Here is a 17,571-nt window from a genome sequence, read left to right as displayed (position 1 = left end):
CGTAGTGTCAGTGTAAAAATAAACTTTAGTTCAACTTATATAGACCATAAAAGCGGAGTGTGGAGACAACATGAAACCAGTTGAACAAGAACCAACGGGAACCACAAGTCCCGGTCGTGCCAGTGTTGGCATGGAAGATATCGTACGCGCACATCATGTGTTGCGTGAGGTCATTGTAAGAACGCCGTTACAGCGGGATGCTGTATTGTCGGCCAAATATAACTGTAATGTGTATCTGAAAAGGGAAGACCTTCAAGTGGTACGTTCGTTCAAAATTCGAGGCGCCTATAATATGATTCGCAGTCTGACACCAGCCGAGATGGAGAAGGGTATTGTCTGTGCGAGTGCGGGCAACCATGCTCAGGGTGTCGCTTTTAGCTGTAATGCGCTCGGAATTAACGGCAAAATCTTCATGCCGAGTACAACACCGAACCAGAAGGTGAAGCAGGTGCGTCGCTTTGGTGGAAACAACGTTGAAGTGGTGCTGATCGGGGATACGTATGATGACGCTTATGCTGAAGCGATGCGTGCATGTGACGAACAGGGCATGACGTTTATCCATCCTTTTGATCAACCGAAGATTATTGCAGGTAATGGTACGGTAGCGATGGAAATCATGGAAAGTCTCGATGAGAATGCCGACTATGTGTTCGTGACAATTGGTGGCGGAGGGTTGGCAGCCGGCGTGGGAACCTACATGAAGACCGTGAGTCCAGAGACACGCATCATTGGAGTTGAGCCACTTGGGGCAGCTTCCATGAGTGAGGCGATGTTCCGCAAACAGGTTGTGACGTTGGATGATATTGATAAATTCGTGGATGGTGCAGCGGTGAAACGGGTTGGCGATCTCACCTTTGATATCTGCAACAGTATACTTGATGACATTGTGAAAGTGCCAGAAGGCAAAGCCTGCACAACTATTCTGGAACTCTATAATGAAAATGCGATCGTTGTCGAGCCTGCCGGTTCCTTGGCTGTTGCGGCGCTGGAGCAGTATCGTGAGCAAATCGTGGGCAAGACGGTGGTCTGTGTTATTAGTGGCGGGAACAACGATATCGACCGGATGCAGGAGATCAAGGAACGTTCCCTGATCTATGAAGGTCTGAAGTATTATTTCATGGTTAATTTCCCGCAGCGTGCAGGAGCTTTACGTGAATTCCTGGAGGAAGTTCTAGGGAAAAATGATGATATCACCCGGTTTGAATATACGAAAAAGCATGATAAGGAAAATGGCCCTGCCTTGGTGGGCATCGAGCTGATGTACAAGGAAGATTACCACCCGCTCATTGAACGCATGAACCGCAAAGGTATCGCCTATACCGAACTGAACAAAAATCTAAATCTGTTCAACATGTTAATCTGATGAAACATACCAGTATGCCGTCAGATCACCACGAAACATCTCCTCTGATCAGACCTGCACGCATAGAAGATGCTGATCAGGTTATTCCTTTGCTGTATCAGGCGATAGGAGACATTGCATACACGCTTGCGGGTGAGGCGGATCATGAGAAGGCGATGCAGATTTTGCAGGAGTTCTATGTACAGGAAAACAACCGGATTAGCTATCGTCATGTGACAGTGATGGAGCGGGATGGGCTGATTGCGGGGATTCTGGTAGCCTATGATGGCGGAGAAGCAGATCGTCTGGACCAGCCGATTCTGGATCGACCTGGACGAAGCCGGGATGAGAAGTATGCATTGGTCAAAGAGACCCGTCCGGGGGAGTATTATCTGGATACTCTCTCGGTAAGTGAAGCTTATCAGGGGCAGGGCATCGGCCGGGCACTGATGGCTGCTTTTGAGCAGCAGGGCAGAGATCTGGGTCACTCGCAGGTATCCTTGATTGTAGAACGGGACAACGGCCGTGCGCTAATGCTGTACGAACGGCAGGGATATGTCAAAGACGATGTGATTGTCATCGCAGGACATGAGTATAATCATATGGTCAAACCGATTCAATAGTGCAGGGAGCTGACCGGTTGAGTTAGTTTTGATGATAAAAGCATGAAGAAAACCGCCACAGGAGCGAATCCTGTGGCGGTTTTTGTTGTGGTTATCTGTTGGGATTTAGCCTGAATTCGAACAGGATATTAACCATGGAAGCGGATTAACTCAATAATTCGCGTAGTCGCTGACCGGCACATTCTGCTCCAGCCATTTCTCGACAGCAGTCGTTTTTTCATACTTAGATTCCTTAACCACGTCCATAAAGGCATCCAGCTTGGTGAGGAATTCACTATCGACGGATGCAAGACGCTGCAAGACGCCGTTGTAGCCTCTTTGGGCGTTCGCAACCATTTTGTTCGTGTCATAATCAAACAGCGGTGTATTGTTCAGTCCATAAAAGGTATACAGGGTATAACTGTTTAACAGATTCTGCACCTGCTTGGCCCGATTTGATTTTGGATGCAGCTCCAGGAATCTTTCCTGGCTCAGTGCTCGAAGGAGAATTTCCTGATAGCCAATGACCAGAGCACCGTCATCCGCAGGCAAGTTTTTTGTTTCCTTTGTCATGATACTGATGTAGCTAGAGATGTCCTCTTTAATTACAGAGGTATATTTCACGAATGCCGCATAATTCATTATGGGATAGAGGGAGCCTTCGAGCATGACGAGGCGGTAGCCGCTGTCACGGGCTTCTTTTAACAGTGCACGCAGATCGGAGTCCTGGGTACGCTCCATGAGTTTGGTGAAGCTATCATTCAACTTGTAAGCCTTGATCATCTTGTCCTGAACGTTAGGAACGAGCAGGCGGTCTGTCATGGTACTTAGCGCCTTCAGGCGAGCATTCTCCAATTGAAGCACCATCAGGGTGGCGTGATGCTTTGTTACTTTTTTGATATGAGATTCGAGATAAGTATCCGCGGCAGGCAAGCCGTTCTTTTTGTAGAGCATGGACTGAAATGTTTTATATATCGTTGTTGAACTGGCAGTTGTGACTTTGGTATCTGTACTGGAAGAAGCGGCAGCAACGACTCCGGATAATGGAGCGACAGCCGTTTGGAGCAGCATGAGGATGGCGGTGGCTGTAATGAAGGTGCGCATGCCTTTACGTTTGGCAGATTGGAACGATGGTGTCATAGATATGAACCTCCCGTAGTTGAGAAAATGATAGGCGTTGTTCACTAGTCACTATACCTTAACCCAATTGGGGAAGGATGTGGTTGCGGAATAGTGACAAATTCTTCTGTTATTTTTAACTTTTGGAGGGTGGAAGATAGAGGGAGATTTCTGAGAAAATATTTTTTGTACAACTGGAAACTTTTGAGCCGATCTGAACGTCTTAGTTGTGCATAGGAAAATACAGGAATTAATGAAAAGAACAGCGAATCTATTTCGATGTTAACTAAATGTGAGAATGGGGATATGGGATATGAGGAAAGCGGGAGGAAAACAAGTGAAGAAGGTAATGTCAGCGCTGGCTGTATCGGCCATGCTGATGTCCGCACTTCCAACGTCGGTTATGGATGCAGCCGCGAGAATCAGCATATACATCAATGATGCAGAGTTATCATCTGCTCAGGCACCTGTCATGAAAGGTGGACGCGTACTCGTTCCGCTTCGGTCGATTTTTGAAGGATTGGATGCGAAGGTACAATACACGAACAGAACCAAAACGATTGTTGCAACTCGCGATGATCAGGAAGTTACTTTGAAACTTGGTTCCAAAACGGCATACATCAACGGGGAAGCGATATCGCTGGATGTACCTGCAAACACGATTAAGGGCAACACGATGGTTCCAATTCGTTTTGTCAGTGAAGCTTTTGGAGAAAAAGTATTCTGGAACTCACGCAATCAGCGTGTAGATATCAAGACAACAGCAACACCTCCAGTAGATGAGACACAATATGCTGCATGGAACATCTATGGTTCGGTATCCGGAAGTAACGGAGATGGTCGTGACTTGACCGTGAGCTTCACACGTCCAACTTCAGAGAAGGCGGTATCTGCTTACCGGATTATGCTGGTAAAAACTCGCGATGTGAATAGCTTCACGGAGTCCTCAGCAACTGCCGTACCTTCTGCGAACTATACATCTGTTACACCAAATGGCAGCAACCCGAAACTGACACTTAACGCGCAGACACGTGACGTGAACGGGGATTTGCTCAATAGTAATGAAACGTATCGTCTGTACGTACTGACTGTTGGTAACAGCAGCAATAATTATAAAAATGCACTGAACTGGTCTTCCCAAGCATTGAAGCTCAATAATGTGAAATCCACAGTACAGGCGGTTGCAAGTCTGCGTGCCGCAGATATTAGTGACTATGGCGATGGCCGCGATCTGGAGATTAACTTCACGCAGCCGAGCACAACATCGAACATTACGTATTATCGTGCTTTTGTAGTCAAAGCGAAGGACTCTTCTGCGTTCAATCTGGCTGCAGCGAATAAAGTGTCCAGTGCAAACTCCACGATCATATACAAAGGAAACAGTACCGCAGTGAAAAGCCAGCTGACTTCTTCGACACGGGATACGTCTGGCGAAATGATTAAAAGTGGCACAGCGTATGTGGTCTACATCTTGTCGGTAAGCACTAATACAACAACAGACAGCAAGCTGTCCGCAGCATCATCTTCACTTACGTTGTCCGTGAACACAGCAACGTCTCCAGTAATTACGCAGGTGAAGGATAACTCGGATTATGGAGATGGTCGTGACATTCAGGTGAGTTTCAACCGTTCATCAGATGAGTCCAAGGTGGCGAATTATCGCGTCTTTGTGGTGCGTAACTCGGTTGCCAGCAGCTTTAATCTGACAACGGCGAGTAACCTGTCCTCCAGTCTGTACTATACGGTGAATAAAACAGGCAACAACATTACAACGACATTACCTTCATCCATGAAGGACACAAGTGGTTATAATGTAACGAATCTGCAAGATTATCGCATCTTTGTGATGGCGGTGGGCAATCAGCAAAATGGATACACCAATGCGCTGTCAGCTTCCTCCACAGCCCTGAGACTGACAACGACCGGTAACGCAGGAGTCATTAGCAACCTGGCTGTTGCGGATATTGGTGACAACGGTGATGGGCGTGATCTACGGGTTTCGTTCAACAAGGCCGCGGATGAGTCCAGAATCTCTGGATATCGAGTATACGTTGTTCGCTCCGGTAATGCGGGCAACTTCACACTAAGTGCAGCTAATGCGTCGAACTACTATACGCAGGTGAACAAAACGGGTGGTAACTTGTCAGTTACGCTTCCGAATGCATATGATACAAGCGGTTCCCTTATTTCCAATAACGTTTCCTATCGTGTATTCGTTATGTCAGTAAGCAATAGCGGAAACTCAAGTCAAAATGCGTTGTCTTCATATTCTTCTCAGATCACACTGACTGCGAACACGGCTGTTACCGCTCCCACCAGTGTGACTGCGAAGGACATCGCGGATAACGGAGATGGACGTGATTTGCGTGTGACATTTAATCGATCGTCGAATGAGACGAACGTGTACCATTACCGTGTATTTGTAGTCAAAACTTCCAACTTGAGTGGATTTGATTTGTCGGAAGCTAATCGGAACTCCAACTTTAAGGTGGTAAATAAAGCTGGAGGAAGCGGAGATTACACGGTGACTTTAGACGATACCAAGGCAACAGATAGTACAACTATTCGCAATGATGAGAACTATCGCATATTTGTACTTGCGGTAAGTAATACAGGTAATTCATCCAATGTGCTGTCAACGGCCTATGCAGATGTTAAATTGTCCGTAACTATTGCAGTAGGAGTAGTTACAATTACTAACGTTGAAGTTAAGAAAGAAGAGCAAGCAGCTGGTGATGTAACGGATGTGACTTTGAGATATACGGAACCAGCTTCCAAAGCAGGCATTGGACGTTATGTTGTTATGGTTGCTCCGACAGGAAGCGCATTTGGGCTCAATGTAGCGAAGAATATAGCGAAAGAAAACAATTCCACTACAATAAAATACGTGGAAACATCTGGTGGAAATGCCATACTTCCGGGTGTACTGTCTGATATCAATGGTCAAAAAATTGAAGCAGGCAAATCATACACGGTGTATATTTTATCTGAATCAAACGACAATAATCGTGAATCAAGTTTGGCTTCATCTACATTCACTATTAATGCGAAGAAACAGACAGTAACACCAGTGCAAACGGTAACTGCTTTAGAAGCAAAAGTAACTGATAATTTAATCAATGTAAGTTTCGATAAGCCAAATGAATTAGGGATTACTCGTTACGATGTGTACATTGTTAAAGAAGGAAGCGGTTCAGGAACTGCTGGGAGAGCTTTAAAAACTGTTGATACGGGTGGTACTTCTTCAGGGACAGCAATAGTGGATATTGGAAATTCCGCCAATGATTCAAATAATATGGCTTTTGGAGCGGGTAAATACAAAGTTTTGGTAGTCTCAGTGGTGAGTGAATCGACGAAATATACATCTGTCAGTGCAGAAAGAACATTTGATATTCCGCCAGCTTCTTCTGGCAATGGTCAGGGAACTGACAATAAGGGCGCGGGAACTTCAGGTGGTAATGGCACTCAAGCATCTGCTACAAACGAGCTATCCACTACGCAGGGTTCATGATTTTAAGATAGACAAATGCGGTTGAAACGCATACTGGGTAATTGAATTTTAGGAATTCGAATCCATTAACTCCCTTTCCATACGGAAAGGGAGTCTTTATCATTCCCTCGTAGATAACGTTTAACGTTATCGCGGCAACTTCCATTTTGAAAATCTTGTCGCCAAAAAGGTTCCTTAGACCATTGCTGGAACAGGACAAACGGATGGATAATAGAAGGAATAAGCTAGAAGCCTATGATCCGAAAGGAATGATGGAATGCTTGCATTTCGTTTGACGGGCCTGCCGGATTCCCGGTTGCCGCTGTACCTGTATTGTGTGGGGACACAGGAAGAGAAAGTTCTGCATAGACCGGATGGATTTCCGGTATATCAGTTGTTTTTGTCACGCGGTGGTGAAGGGCAGTTCAAGGTAACGGGAAAAGGGACATGGACGATAGGAGCAGGGCAGTTATTCATCGTGGAACCCGAAGTTGCGCATGAGTATGTGCCTCATTCCAAATCCAAAGGGGAACTGGGTTATATCGGTATTGGCGGTACATCGGCTGGATCGGTACTACAATCCACGGGTTTGCTTCAGAACGAGCCGTGCCATATCTCTGGTTTTGAAATCATCTGGTCACGGATGACCAATCTCTGGCATGGGCTGGATCGAGGAGCAACGGAGATGTGGAACACATCAGCCCTTATCTACCAGCTTATTTTAGATATAGCACAATTGAAAATTTCATCTGATGTCGGCATAGGAGGTATTGGAACATCTAGGGCACAGGATGGCACTGTAAAACACTCTAATCGGGAGCCCGATCCGAGCAAGGATGCACTCATCCGAGCAGTAGCATTGATGCATACGCACTATCAGGACGATCTGTTATTGAAGCATGTCGCTGACGCAGTGGGCTATTCGGTTCAGCATCTCAATCGATTATTTCATCATCATTATGGCGTGACAGGACATCAATATATGCAACGATTACGTTTGCAGAAGGCTTCGGACTGGATGGACAAGCATCCAGGAGCAAGTGTACGAGAGGCGGCAGAGACCATAGGGATGGAAGTGAACTATTTTATCCGGATGTTCAAGCGGGAGTTTGGAGAGACACCGGGCAAAGGAATCAAACATCGGAACCAGCTCCAAATGGAAAAAGACCTCACGAATTCGTGAGGCCCCTTAATCGCTTATATACGTGTTATACTGTTTTCTTTTGTCCAAATAAAGGTCTTACCGTTGCAAGTCCCACAACTCCGATCACGGCACTCACCCACGGAGCCAGTGCAAATACCGGAAGTTTATCACGTAGTGGATACCCTACAAACAGCACAAGGACCACGATGACGATGTAAATGATGATTCCCTTAAGGTTAACCTTAGGTACGGTGTTCTTGTCCGCTCCTTCATCGTCCGGTCGCTCAGCAAGGCGGCGAAGCATCTCCACCAATGCAATACCGCCAACTGCCGCAACGATCAGAGAGAACAGACTGATGTGTTGGAACGGCTCCGTATCTCCGCCAGTCCAACCCACGAACAATCCCACACATCCTTGAATCAACATGACAAAAGACAAAGCCGCCCAAGCGATCATGGCATACCACTTTGGTGTCCGTTTCACAGGCTCTGGATTCTCAGTTGGCTGTGGTTCTACAGCGTTGGCATTCTTTTTCGATGAAGCTGTTGAACTATTATCACGGGTTGGGCTGGATTTACCCACCTCAACGGCAGCCGACTTCTCCGGTGCTGTATTTGTAATCCCAAGCTGTGCATGGATGTCTTGTTCCAGATCAGGTCCGTATAACTCGCGAGCTGGTTTGTTATCCCGCTGAGCCTGTATGATTGCTTTTCCGGCGGAGAGTATCCACTCTTCCTGTGTTCTCTCGTCCGCTGGCGCATGACGCGCAATTGTGCTGATCTCGTCATACAATTTCACATGTTCAGGTGTCATTCGACTCATCTCAGTTATTTGCCGATTCTGTATTTCTTTAAGCTTCTTATAGGAAATCCCCAATGATTGCTCCCCCTGTCTACACACGTTCTGATCTTCCAATTGACTGAAGACCCTGACGGTATTTTAGTATACGGGAAGGGCTCTCGTTTCGCAAAGTCATTCCTTATAAAAAAGCTGCTCATGGTGGACCCATATCCATACACAGGCCAGTATAACACAGGTGCATAACAGCACCAGTTTACCGTGATGTTGAATCCATTCCAGTAGATGTTCCATGAATTCATTCCTTTCGGCAGAAGGATTCCGAGGCATATGCTGCCTATGTTTGTTCGTTTATTTTCCCCCGTTCATGTAAAAAAATACCCTCACGCCTCCCAGATCTAACGATTGTGTGAAGTATGCATAAAGAGCAGCCGATTCCATCACAATAGTAGCATTTCCAACAGAAATCCAAGATTGGAGTGTGCTTGTTATGGATAAACAAACAGAATTGACCCGGAAGCTGCTACTGAACAGCAACTCCCGTGGAGTCGTGGACGAGGTTGTATCCTTTGAGGAAAATCTGGAGGATACGGAGTATGCAGAAGAACTGACAGATGGAAATTTGAAGGGAAGAAGTTTCTGGGACAATACTGATTCGGGTCATGAGCATGAGTGGAATGGACGGGTGGAGACCCACGAGATGTTCCGTAGAAGCTACGAATAACGAACCTGCAACACTTGGTTTGAATTCCAAATGATATCCGGGCCAGCTGTCATCAGCGTGGCTCATTTTTTTGCGCTTATTATCCGATAAAATGTAGATTGGTAGTCGACGTAGAAAGGGTTCTTACTTACGTTGACTTGAAGGTTACGGGATGATAGTATATGAATAACATCTTAATACAAACTAAACTTATCGGATTATATATATTTAATAAATGGAAGTTAACAGGCTAAGGGTGGAAAGGGGAAATCGGTATGGAACGTCAGATCAGTATCCGTCATGGACAGGAAGAATTAACAGCCACGATTCATTATCCGGTCGTGAAAGATATCAAGGAGGAGAAGAGTCAGCAACGGGTCCCTCTGGCGGTCATCTGCCACGGCTTCGTTGGTAGCCGGATCGGCGTGGATCGTTTGTTTGTAAAGACTGCACGGGAGCTGGCTGAAGACGGTTATCTGGTCTTGCGTTTCGATTATATCGGTTGCGGAGAGAGCAGTGGGGAGTACGGAGCGGAGGGACTGGAGTCCATGGTGCTGCAGACCCGTTCGGTGCTGGATTACGCGGTGAATTGCAGTGATGTAGATCCTACGCGTGTTACGCTGATTGGTCATAGTCTGGGTGGTGCCGTTGCATTACTAACTGCTGTACGTGACAAACGTGTCAAAAACCTGGTTATGTGGTCCTCCGTGGGTTATCCATTCAATGATATCGTGAAGATTACGGGACGGGAAGTATACGATGAAGGCGTGAAACTGGGTGCGGCTGATTATCTGGGATACAAATTCACACCGACGTTCTTCGAGTCTCTTGCTGAACAACAGCCATTCCAGGAAGCAGTTAAGTTTAGCGGAGATGTACTCGTCGTGCATGGCACGTCAGATGAGATTATTCCTGTAGACTACGCATTCCTGTATCAAAAGGTATTCTGGATGCGCCAGGAAGGCCGTTGCGACAAGGAGATCATCTTCCAGGGTGATCACACCTTCTCTTCAGGTAAAGAGCGGGAACAGCTGATTACGCGTACCAGAGAGTGGCTGGGTGAACGTCAGAAGATCGAGCAGGATTGGCAACACTGGATGATATAAGTGGCAGGATTACAACTGTTTGGGGATGTCAGCTTGGAAAAGCGCCTTCTTAAGGGTAAAATAGAGGAGTAAGCATTCTATCCGTGTCTGGAGGTTGGCAGCAATGACATTACCCGCACTTTTCATTGCGCATGGTTCTCCCGCTCTGGCGGTGGAGAGCAATGACTACACTCACTTCTTGAACCAGCTTGGAGACAGGCTGCCGGCTCCGAAAGCCATTGTCGTATTTACGGCGCATTGGGATTGTCCTGAACCGTCCGTGACGATGGATAATACACATCAGACCTTGCATGATTTTTACGGATTTCCTTCTACGATGTATACGATGGAATACCCTGCATCTGGGCAGCCGGATTTAGCGAACGAGATATGTGCTTTGTTCACCCGTAGCAATCTGGCACATCAGCCGATTCGAGGCCGAGGGCTGGATCATGGCGTATGGGTACCGTTGCTCCATATGTATCCCAAGGCTAACATTCCTGTGATTGCTGTATCTGTAGACTCGCTCCGTACGCCGCAGGAACAGTATGATATTGGCCGAATGCTGGAACAGCTACGTCATGATGATGTGTTAATCATTGGCAGCGGTGGAACGGTTCACAATTTGCGATTGCTGGGCAATACGGATGAACCGCAAGAGTGGGCGGTGGAATTTGATAACTGGATCGGGGAGCGCTTGCAGCAGTGGAACACAAGAGAACTGTTTCAATATGAGAAAAAAGCCCCTCATGCACGTACGGCGGTTCCGTCGTATGGTACAGAACACATTGCACCTTTGTTCTACGCCATGGGTACAGCGGATATGTCCCGATCAGCGAAGCGTCTATTCCAGTCTTACCCTTACGGAACGCTCAGTTTGAACTGCTGGCAGTTTGGAGACGGCGTGTAACTTGGAACAGACAACAGCCTGATTATGGTGCTTGAAGCCAGTTTGGTACGGATAACATAACGTGTATTAATGCATACAATTACAATATATAAACAAAAGAAGGTTACTGTACACCCTTGAAGGGCTACAGTAACCTTTTTTCAATATGAGGACTTATTCATGCAATAGATCTTTATTTGCGGATTTCGAACAATTCACAGTCTGTACGCGAATGATAAGCGAGCTCACTGACACTGGATTGTACTACTACGGTGTTGCTGTCAAAACGGATAATGATGCCACCGGAGTCAATCTGGTGATTATCTTTAAAAACTCGAACCTTATACTTCATATTCATGGCTTCCTGGAAGTCCGCATCGGTCTCGAGACGTCGCTGGGTCGGCATATCGTGTACTCCTTTGAAGTTCAACTTTATTTCATCATAATACGATTTTCTGTGGATGGGCAAGTCAGTCAGGCATTCAGGCTGATTTTGAAAAGTAAAAAGCCCTGCTCTCCAGGGGGATTGGGAGCAGGGCCGAGAATTCTATGAATGATTGCTTAAGCTGTTTTTTGAGTAGGGCTAATCGTTGGTGTGTCTTTAGGAAGATTTCCTTTGTTGTTACGAGTGAACAATCCGCGAAGGTAAGGCAGTACCCAGTGATCCAGACCGATTTTACCTGCATTTGCACCAGCAACGACAAGGAAGATTTCCATTACAACCAGTTGAGCATTCGTGCTTACTGTTCCCGAGAAGAGGAACGCGAAGTTCATGACCATAGCCATCAGTGCTGCTAGTGTAGTGAAGCAACCGAGGATGAGACCCAAACCTACAAGGAATTCACCCAATGGGATAACGAAGTCGAACAGTCCTGCGTTTGGTACTGCGAATTTCTCAAGGAACGTTCCCCACCATGCTTGAACTGCAGGATGATCACCCGTTGTTTTTTCCAATGCCCCTGCAAGGAACCCGCCAGCTTCGAATCCGCCAGTCAATTTGCTCCATCCGTGAGTCATCCAATCATAACCGATATACACCCGAAGTACTGTCAAAATCCACATTGCTACTTTGTTTTCTCTAAGCCATTGGTTTGTGCTGAACATATGAACCACTCCTTCATGGAATCTAGTGTGTGTTGTTTTGTTTTTCTAAGTGATCACCTTTGATGTCTTTATTGTATAGTTCAAAAGTCGTTTTGTTTGTGATTAAAATCACAATCTAGTTCAAATTTTAAGTAAGGTTTGAGAAGTTCACATTTAGGACATATTTTTCTAGCTATATGCTGTTTCAAATGTGAATTTCAAGCTGTATCAAGGCCTTCTAGGCGCAGACAAATCGGATGGGGTGTGATTAAATGGAAAGAAATACGTGAAATGGTTGCCCACATGAGACATATATCACAACTTAGAACCAGGCCATATCGTTCAGGAGGTCCTATATTGAAGCTTTTTAAATGGAACAAAGCAGCATCGGTTGCATCTCTGTTTATTCTCTCATTAAGTCTTGTTGCCTGCCAAAACCAGGAGGTGGCGCAGATGCCAGTTCAGCCAGAACCGACACCTGCACCTGTACAAGAAGAACACGTGGAGGAAACCAACACGTCTCTCTATACAGCACCTCTGACGGGTCTGCCTGTAGATGAAGCGATTACGCGTCGACCACTCGCCGTAATGATTAATAATGCACCCGCAGCTCGGCCCCAATCGGGTCTAAGTTCAGCCGATATCATTCTTGAAGTTCTCGCTGAGGGAGGCATTACCCGTTTCATAGCCATCTTCCAGAGTGGAGGCGGTGCTGAGACGGTTGGACCCGTTCGCAGTATACGTCCATATCTAATTGAGCTCGGCGAGAGTTATGATGGGGTACTTGTTCACGCCGGAGGCAGCCCTGAGGCGTATTCCATTTTGCAAAGGCAGCAGAAACAGCATATGGATGAAATCTCGAATGGTGGACCCTACTTCTGGCGTTCCTCGGATCGTAAAGCCCCACATAATCTGTATACTTCAGCGGACAAGCTGAGAGAAGGGTCAGACATCAAGGGTTACAGCCATGATTTCAAGTCGCCGGTATACAATTATAACGAAGAAGGCGCGACATCCGCAGGAGAGGCAGTGAAGCAATTTGATATCCATTATTTATTGGATAGTTACCGGGTGACGTATGATTATGATGAAGTTAGCGGACGATATATGAGAATGGTGAATGGCAAGGCAGATCAGGATCTGGATAATGGGACTCAACTTGGTGCAGCGAACATCATTGTGGCAGGTGCAGATCACAAGGTGCTCGATAATGTAGGTCGGTTGTCCGTTAATTTGGAACAGGACGGGGAAGCCATGCTTTTTCAGAAGGGCAAGATGATTCGTGGGCAGTGGGTGAAGAAGCAGGGGGATATTATACGGTTTGTTCAAGGTGGCAGTGAAGTTGCTCTTGTACCGGGTAAAACCTTTATCAGCATTGTTCCCAATCAACCGGAATTTTCCAGTCATGTGAAGCTGGCTGCGCAGCAATAAAAGGATGTAATGAAAGAAAACAATGAAACATGTATTCATTTTGTTGTCGAAAAGGCATTATATTTGTCCTTAGCGTGAAAAGTAGAATCGTGTCGATTTTGAATTTTGATGTCGAATTGTAAACGCAGTGTAAAATCTTGACTTGAATTTACCATTATTCCAAATAATTAAGATTCATTTCAGATTAATGTGATAAGAATATAAAAAAGGATCACACCTTTTGTACAAACCATGAAACAAATATGATAAGATATCAAAGGTTGTCATTTCATGTTTCATCGGTTGTCGGCAATTTTTCTCGTAAAGGGGATAGAGCTATGAAGCTTAAGAAGAAGAAGGATATATTTTTTGAGACACTGGAGAATATGGCAGATACGGTTGTTCAAGCGGCAGATTATTTCTCCCAGCATGTTTCCAACCTTCAGGATGTGACTCTTTTTGCTAATGAAATGAAGAAGTACGAGTCGAAATGTGATGATTACGTGCATACGATCATTACAGAACTCAACAAAACATTTATCACACCGATCGAACGCGATGATATTATGGAGCTGACAACAACACTTGATGACGTATTGGACGGACTCGAAGCAACGGCTTCCCGTTTCTATATGTACCAACTGACAGATCCAGATGATGAGTTCGTCATACAGTTTGCTGAAATTTTGCGCCAATCGGCTTACGAAATTCAGAAGGCGATCCATCTGCTGTCCCAGAAAAAATTGCTCGCGATCCGTGAGTATACCATTCGTTTGAATGATCTGGAAAACCAAGGCGACGAAGTGCTGCGCATGTGTATCAAACATCTCTTCGCTACCGTGTCTGATCCGATTGAACTGATCAAGCGTAAGGAAATTTACGAACGTCTTGAGACAACAACGGATGCTTGTGAAGACGTGGCGAACGTGCTTGAATCCATCATTATGCGTAATTCTTAAGGAGCCAGAGAATAATGGAAACAACGATTTGGGTATTGGGTATAGTCGTCTTCCTTGCACTGGCGTTTGACTTCATCAACGGTTTTCACGACACGGCCAATGCCATTGCGACTTCGGTCTCAACCCGAGCACTGACGCCGCGTCGAGCTATTCTTATGGCAGCGGTGATGAACTTTGTCGGTGCGATGATGTTCACAGGTGTTGCGAAGACGATTGGGGGGAGTGTGACCGACCCCACCACGCTGGATAACGGGATAGAGGTCGTCATAGTCACCTTGATATCAGCGATTATCTGGAACCTGGTTACATGGTGGTTCGGTATTCCGTCTTCTTCCTCACATGCACTTATTGGAGCCCTTGCAGGTGCCGTACTCGTTGGCGCAGGATCTGATAAAGTGAAATGGAGCGGATTCATTGATATCGTCGGAGGTTTGTTGTTATCACCTCTGATCGCATTTGCCATCGGTTATGTGGTCATGACGATTCTCAAATATATTTTCGCCAAACGCAGTCCGCATAACGTGAACAAAGGTTTCCGTACGGTACAGATTTTCACGGCAGCACTGCAAGCATTCACGCATGGTACGAATGATGCACAGAAAGCGATGGGAATTATTACCTTTGCTCTGGTTGCAGCAGGTGTACAGGATAATCTGGATGTTCCGCTGTGGGTTAAAATTTCAGCGGCAACAGCGATGGCTCTGGGTACGTCCATCGGTGGTTGGAAAATCATCAAAACGATGGGTACCAAAATCTTTAAAATTGAACCGATTAATGGTTTTGCCGCGGATATTTCAGCTGCTTCCGTTATTTTCACAGCAACGTTGCTTCACCTTCCAGTTAGTACAACGCACGCGATCACATCAGCAATTCTGGGTGTGGGTTCCGCGAAACGTTTCTCTGCTGTGAAATGGGGACTTGCTGGACGTATCATTATTACGTGGTTCATTACGATTCCGATTACTGCGGGACTGGCAGGATTGCTCTACTGGATTATTTTCTAAAAAGAGAAGTTATCCCGAACGAATTCGGGGTTACCAGACAATCTGTTCATAACTGTGTGAATATCGGGATATGTGGACAATTATACAACCAAAATCAAGAGACGCCTGTGCATGAACGTGTGGACAGGCTGGATATGTGGATAGCCATCCGTGGAATGATAAACCAAAAGAAGATATTCCTGTGGATACAGGGAACTGTGGATAGGGAAATGAGAGAAGCCAACAGGGTTGGCTTTTTTTGTTGTCGAGTTAGAAGATACCTGTGTACAATAACGTAAAGATACAGGACAAGGACGTGGTCTAATTTATGATTCGTACACTCGCCATTACACGAGAACATCAAGTCTCCGTTAACGTACCACTTACACAGCTGGATCTGAACGATTACGCCTGGGTATGGGCCGATTTTAACCAGCCAACGGAAGAGGAAAGCCGTTTGCTGGATACATATTTTCATTTTCACCCTTTAGCTATTGAGGACTGTCTGCATGTGTTGCAGCGGCCCAAGCTCGATTATTATGATAATCTGCAGTTTCTTGTGCTGCACGCACTGAACCCGTCCACACTGGAAGCCGAGGAGGTTGACTTGTTTCTCGGATCAAACTTCCTAGTGTCTTTTCATCATGGCGTATTGGAGGAAGTGGATGAAGCGTGGGAACGCTTGTTGCACCATGCTCATGAACGAACCATTTGGGCGCGAGGTCCGGTGGCAGCAGCCTATACGGTGATGGACAAGCTGGTCGATCATTATTTTCCGTCTCTATTTGCGATTGAGGATGAACTGGCCGAACTGGAGAACCGGGGTGGACAGGAGTCAGTTGAAGACTTGATGAACCAGGTGTTTGATCTGCGGACTCGATTGCTGAAGCTCAGACGAACGGTAGTACCGATGCGGGATCTGCTCTATCGGGTGGTCAATTCCCAGCATGTACAACGAACAGGTGAACATACGGCTTATTTTACCGATATCTATGACCATTTATTGAAGCTGACGGATATGATTGAAGCCGATCGGGAGATGACCGCTGACCTGCGCGATAGTTATATTTCCCTGAACTCCAACCGGATGAATCAGATCATGAAGACACTCACGGTGATTACGACTGTATTTATGCCGCTCACACTGATCGCGGGTATTTATGGCATGAACTTTGCCTATATGCCTGAGCTTCAATGGAAGTTTGGGTATGGGGCTGTGTTGCTGTTGATGTTTGTGCTTGGTGGAAGCATGGTGGCCTGGTTTGTAAAACGGGGCTGGTTTAAGTGAGAACGAGTGTAATCAGATGTTAGTAACATAAACTTGTAATAACGTGTATCCACAGGTAAAATATAACGATATGTGAATAGATTCTGGATGAATTATCCATACATATCATTGTGGAAGGATGGGATACGATGAGATTGGCAGAGGCTCTTGTACTGCGTGCAGATGAGCAGAAGAAGATAGCTCAGCTCAAGCAACGTCTGGAACGCGTAGTTAAAGTTCAGGAAGGTGAACAGCCAGCAGAGGACCCACAGTTGCTTATGATTGACCTGGAGAATACGATCCGGAGCCTGACGGTATTGGTTAAGAAAATTAATAAGACCAATGCACAGACTGACTTCACAGCTGGAGTTACGCTTGCAGATGCCCTTGCAGAGCGGGATGGAATCATGCAAGAAAGAGCATCGTTTAACGAAGTTTTGCAGCATGCGTCCATTCGCCAGGATCGGTACAGTCGTTCTGAAGTGAAGTATGAGCGAACCGTGAACATAGCAGATATTCAACATAAAGTGGATAGCCTTTCGAAATCCTACCGGGAACTGGATTTTAAAATTCAGGAGAAGAACTGGACCATAGACTTAATCGAGGAATAAAACTGCGTCGGTAACCCTATCCAAATGAAGCGAGCATAACCCACCAACGGGAAGTTGGAAACCTGGTAGACGCTGGGCCATGTCT

The 17,571-nt window shown here is 46.0% G+C and carries 16 protein-coding genes; 12 read left to right on the top strand and 4 right to left on the bottom strand.

Features of this window, described 5'->3' with window-relative positions; all coding sequences use genetic code 11:
• The first annotated feature begins 70 nt into the window (after positions 1-70).
• Entirely contained in the window at positions 71-1,363 is a 1,293-nt protein-coding gene (ilvA, locus tag MHI01_RS14875; protein ID WP_036606060.1) for a threonine ammonia-lyase IlvA, read from the top strand.
• Positions 1,363-1,965 carry a GNAT family N-acetyltransferase gene (locus tag MHI01_RS14870; RefSeq protein ID WP_340983482.1) on the top strand — a complete coding sequence of 201 codons (603 nt, stop codon included), beginning with the start codon at positions 1,363-1,365 and terminating at the stop codon, positions 1,963-1,965. The genes ilvA and MHI01_RS14870 overlap by 1 nt, the downstream gene beginning before the upstream one ends.
• 150 nt (positions 1,966-2,115) lie before the next feature.
• Here MHI01_RS14870 and MHI01_RS14865 read toward each other — a convergent pair whose 3' ends face one another.
• On the bottom strand, positions 2,116-3,084 hold the full coding sequence (locus MHI01_RS14865; protein WP_340983481.1) for a hypothetical protein: 969 nt from the start codon (positions 3,082-3,084) through the stop codon (positions 2,116-2,118).
• 316 nt (positions 3,085-3,400) lie between these two features.
• Between MHI01_RS14865 and MHI01_RS14860 the strand changes: the two genes are divergently transcribed.
• Together MHI01_RS14860 and MHI01_RS14855 are read left to right on the top strand one after the other, a co-directional pair.
• Complete coding sequence (locus MHI01_RS14860; RefSeq protein ID WP_340983480.1) at positions 3,401-6,574, top strand: copper amine oxidase N-terminal domain-containing protein; 3,174 nt, start codon at positions 3,401-3,403, stop codon at positions 6,572-6,574.
• A gap of 256 nt (positions 6,575-6,830) precedes the next feature.
• Positions 6,831-7,736, top strand: a complete 906-nt coding sequence (locus MHI01_RS14855) for an AraC family transcriptional regulator (protein ID WP_282319437.1) — start codon at positions 6,831-6,833, stop codon at positions 7,734-7,736.
• A 25-nt stretch (positions 7,737-7,761) separates the two neighbouring features.
• Here MHI01_RS14855 and MHI01_RS14850 read toward each other — a convergent pair whose 3' ends face one another.
• Entirely contained in the window at positions 7,762-8,574 is an 813-nt protein-coding gene (locus MHI01_RS14850) for a DUF1129 family protein (RefSeq protein WP_340983479.1), read from the bottom strand.
• A 412-nt stretch (positions 8,575-8,986) separates the two neighbouring features.
• Here MHI01_RS14850 and MHI01_RS14845 point away from each other — a divergent pair, with 412 nt between their 5' ends.
• The 3 genes from MHI01_RS14845 to MHI01_RS14835 all read left to right on the top strand — a co-directional run bounded on the left by MHI01_RS14845 (position 8,987) and on the right by MHI01_RS14835 (position 11,194).
• Positions 8,987-9,220 (top strand): hypothetical protein, encoded by a 234-nt coding sequence (locus MHI01_RS14845; protein ID WP_036606058.1) that lies wholly within the window; start codon positions 8,987-8,989, stop codon positions 9,218-9,220.
• 254 nt (positions 9,221-9,474) lie between these two features.
• Positions 9,475-10,305, top strand: coding sequence for an alpha/beta hydrolase (locus MHI01_RS14840; RefSeq protein ID WP_036606057.1), 831 nt, complete (start codon positions 9,475-9,477; stop codon positions 10,303-10,305).
• Between the two features lie 103 nt (positions 10,306-10,408).
• The gene (locus MHI01_RS14835) at positions 10,409-11,194 is read left to right on the top strand and encodes a DODA-type extradiol aromatic ring-opening family dioxygenase (RefSeq protein ID WP_340983478.1); all 786 of its coding nucleotides are present in this window, start codon (positions 10,409-10,411) and stop codon (positions 11,192-11,194) included.
• A 172-nt stretch (positions 11,195-11,366) separates the two neighbouring features.
• Here MHI01_RS14835 and MHI01_RS14830 read toward each other — a convergent pair whose 3' ends face one another.
• Both MHI01_RS14830 and MHI01_RS14825 read right to left on the bottom strand, forming a co-directional pair.
• Positions 11,367-11,579 (bottom strand): hypothetical protein, encoded by a 213-nt coding sequence (locus MHI01_RS14830; protein WP_017690673.1) that lies wholly within the window; start codon positions 11,577-11,579, stop codon positions 11,367-11,369.
• Between the two features lie 155 nt (positions 11,580-11,734).
• Positions 11,735-12,277: a DoxX family protein gene (locus tag MHI01_RS14825; RefSeq protein WP_017690672.1), complete on the bottom strand. Its 543-nt coding sequence runs from the start codon at positions 12,275-12,277 to the stop codon at positions 11,735-11,737.
• A 336-nt stretch (positions 12,278-12,613) separates the two neighbouring features.
• Between MHI01_RS14825 and MHI01_RS14820 the strand changes: the two genes are divergently transcribed.
• From MHI01_RS14820 to MHI01_RS14800, 5 genes are all read left to right on the top strand, one after another.
• A complete protein-coding gene (locus tag MHI01_RS14820) occupies positions 12,614-13,687 on the top strand; it encodes a DUF3048 domain-containing protein (protein ID WP_282319434.1) in 1,074 nt (357 codons plus the stop codon).
• Positions 13,688-14,004: 317 nt separating this feature from the next.
• Positions 14,005-14,625 carry a DUF47 domain-containing protein gene (locus tag MHI01_RS14815; RefSeq protein ID WP_017690670.1) on the top strand — a complete coding sequence of 207 codons (621 nt, stop codon included), beginning with the start codon at positions 14,005-14,007 and terminating at the stop codon, positions 14,623-14,625.
• A 14-nt stretch (positions 14,626-14,639) separates the two neighbouring features.
• Positions 14,640-15,629, top strand: coding sequence for an inorganic phosphate transporter (locus MHI01_RS14810; protein ID WP_036606054.1), 990 nt, complete (start codon positions 14,640-14,642; stop codon positions 15,627-15,629).
• A 307-nt stretch (positions 15,630-15,936) separates the two neighbouring features.
• Positions 15,937-16,896, top strand: coding sequence for a magnesium/cobalt transporter CorA (gene corA, locus MHI01_RS14805; protein WP_036668386.1), 960 nt, complete (start codon positions 15,937-15,939; stop codon positions 16,894-16,896).
• A 128-nt stretch (positions 16,897-17,024) separates the two neighbouring features.
• On the top strand, positions 17,025-17,486 hold the full coding sequence (locus MHI01_RS14800) for a DIP1984 family protein (RefSeq protein ID WP_076320034.1): 462 nt from the start codon (positions 17,025-17,027) through the stop codon (positions 17,484-17,486).
• Positions 17,487-17,571: the final 85 nt, after the last annotated feature.

The organism is Paenibacillus sp. FSL M7-0656 (genome assembly GCF_038003225.1).
In the GTDB taxonomy this organism is placed as follows: domain Bacteria; phylum Bacillota; class Bacilli; order Paenibacillales; family Paenibacillaceae; genus Paenibacillus; species Paenibacillus amylolyticus.
This window is presented reverse-complemented; position numbering and strand designations above follow the sequence as displayed.

Excerpts from the sequence above, each read along its gene's own strand:
- MHI01_RS14865 (WP_340983481.1), bottom strand. The coding sequence starts at position 3,084 with ATGACACCATCGTTCCAATCTGCCAAACGTAAAGGCATGCGCACCTTC.
- corA (WP_036668386.1), top strand. The coding sequence starts at position 15,937 with ATGATTCGTACACTCGCCATTACACGAGAACATCAAGTCTCCGTTAAC.
- ilvA (WP_036606060.1), top strand. The coding sequence starts at position 71 with ATGAAACCAGTTGAACAAGAACCAACGGGAACCACAAGTCCCGGTCGT.
- MHI01_RS14815 (WP_017690670.1), top strand. The coding sequence starts at position 14,005 with ATGAAGCTTAAGAAGAAGAAGGATATATTTTTTGAGACACTGGAGAAT.
- MHI01_RS14845 (WP_036606058.1), top strand. The coding sequence starts at position 8,987 with ATGGATAAACAAACAGAATTGACCCGGAAGCTGCTACTGAACAGCAAC.
- MHI01_RS14800 (WP_076320034.1), top strand. The coding sequence starts at position 17,025 with ATGAGATTGGCAGAGGCTCTTGTACTGCGTGCAGATGAGCAGAAGAAG.
- MHI01_RS14825 (WP_017690672.1), bottom strand. The coding sequence starts at position 12,277 with ATGTTCAGCACAAACCAATGGCTTAGAGAAAACAAAGTAGCAATGTGG.
- MHI01_RS14835 (WP_340983478.1), top strand. The coding sequence starts at position 10,409 with ATGACATTACCCGCACTTTTCATTGCGCATGGTTCTCCCGCTCTGGCG.
- MHI01_RS14840 (WP_036606057.1), top strand. The coding sequence starts at position 9,475 with ATGGAACGTCAGATCAGTATCCGTCATGGACAGGAAGAATTAACAGCC.
- MHI01_RS14830 (WP_017690673.1), bottom strand. The coding sequence starts at position 11,579 with ATGCCGACCCAGCGACGTCTCGAGACCGATGCGGACTTCCAGGAAGCC.
- MHI01_RS14855 (WP_282319437.1), top strand. The coding sequence starts at position 6,831 with ATGCTTGCATTTCGTTTGACGGGCCTGCCGGATTCCCGGTTGCCGCTG.
- MHI01_RS14870 (WP_340983482.1), top strand. The coding sequence starts at position 1,363 with ATGAAACATACCAGTATGCCGTCAGATCACCACGAAACATCTCCTCTG.
- MHI01_RS14810 (WP_036606054.1), top strand. The coding sequence starts at position 14,640 with ATGGAAACAACGATTTGGGTATTGGGTATAGTCGTCTTCCTTGCACTG.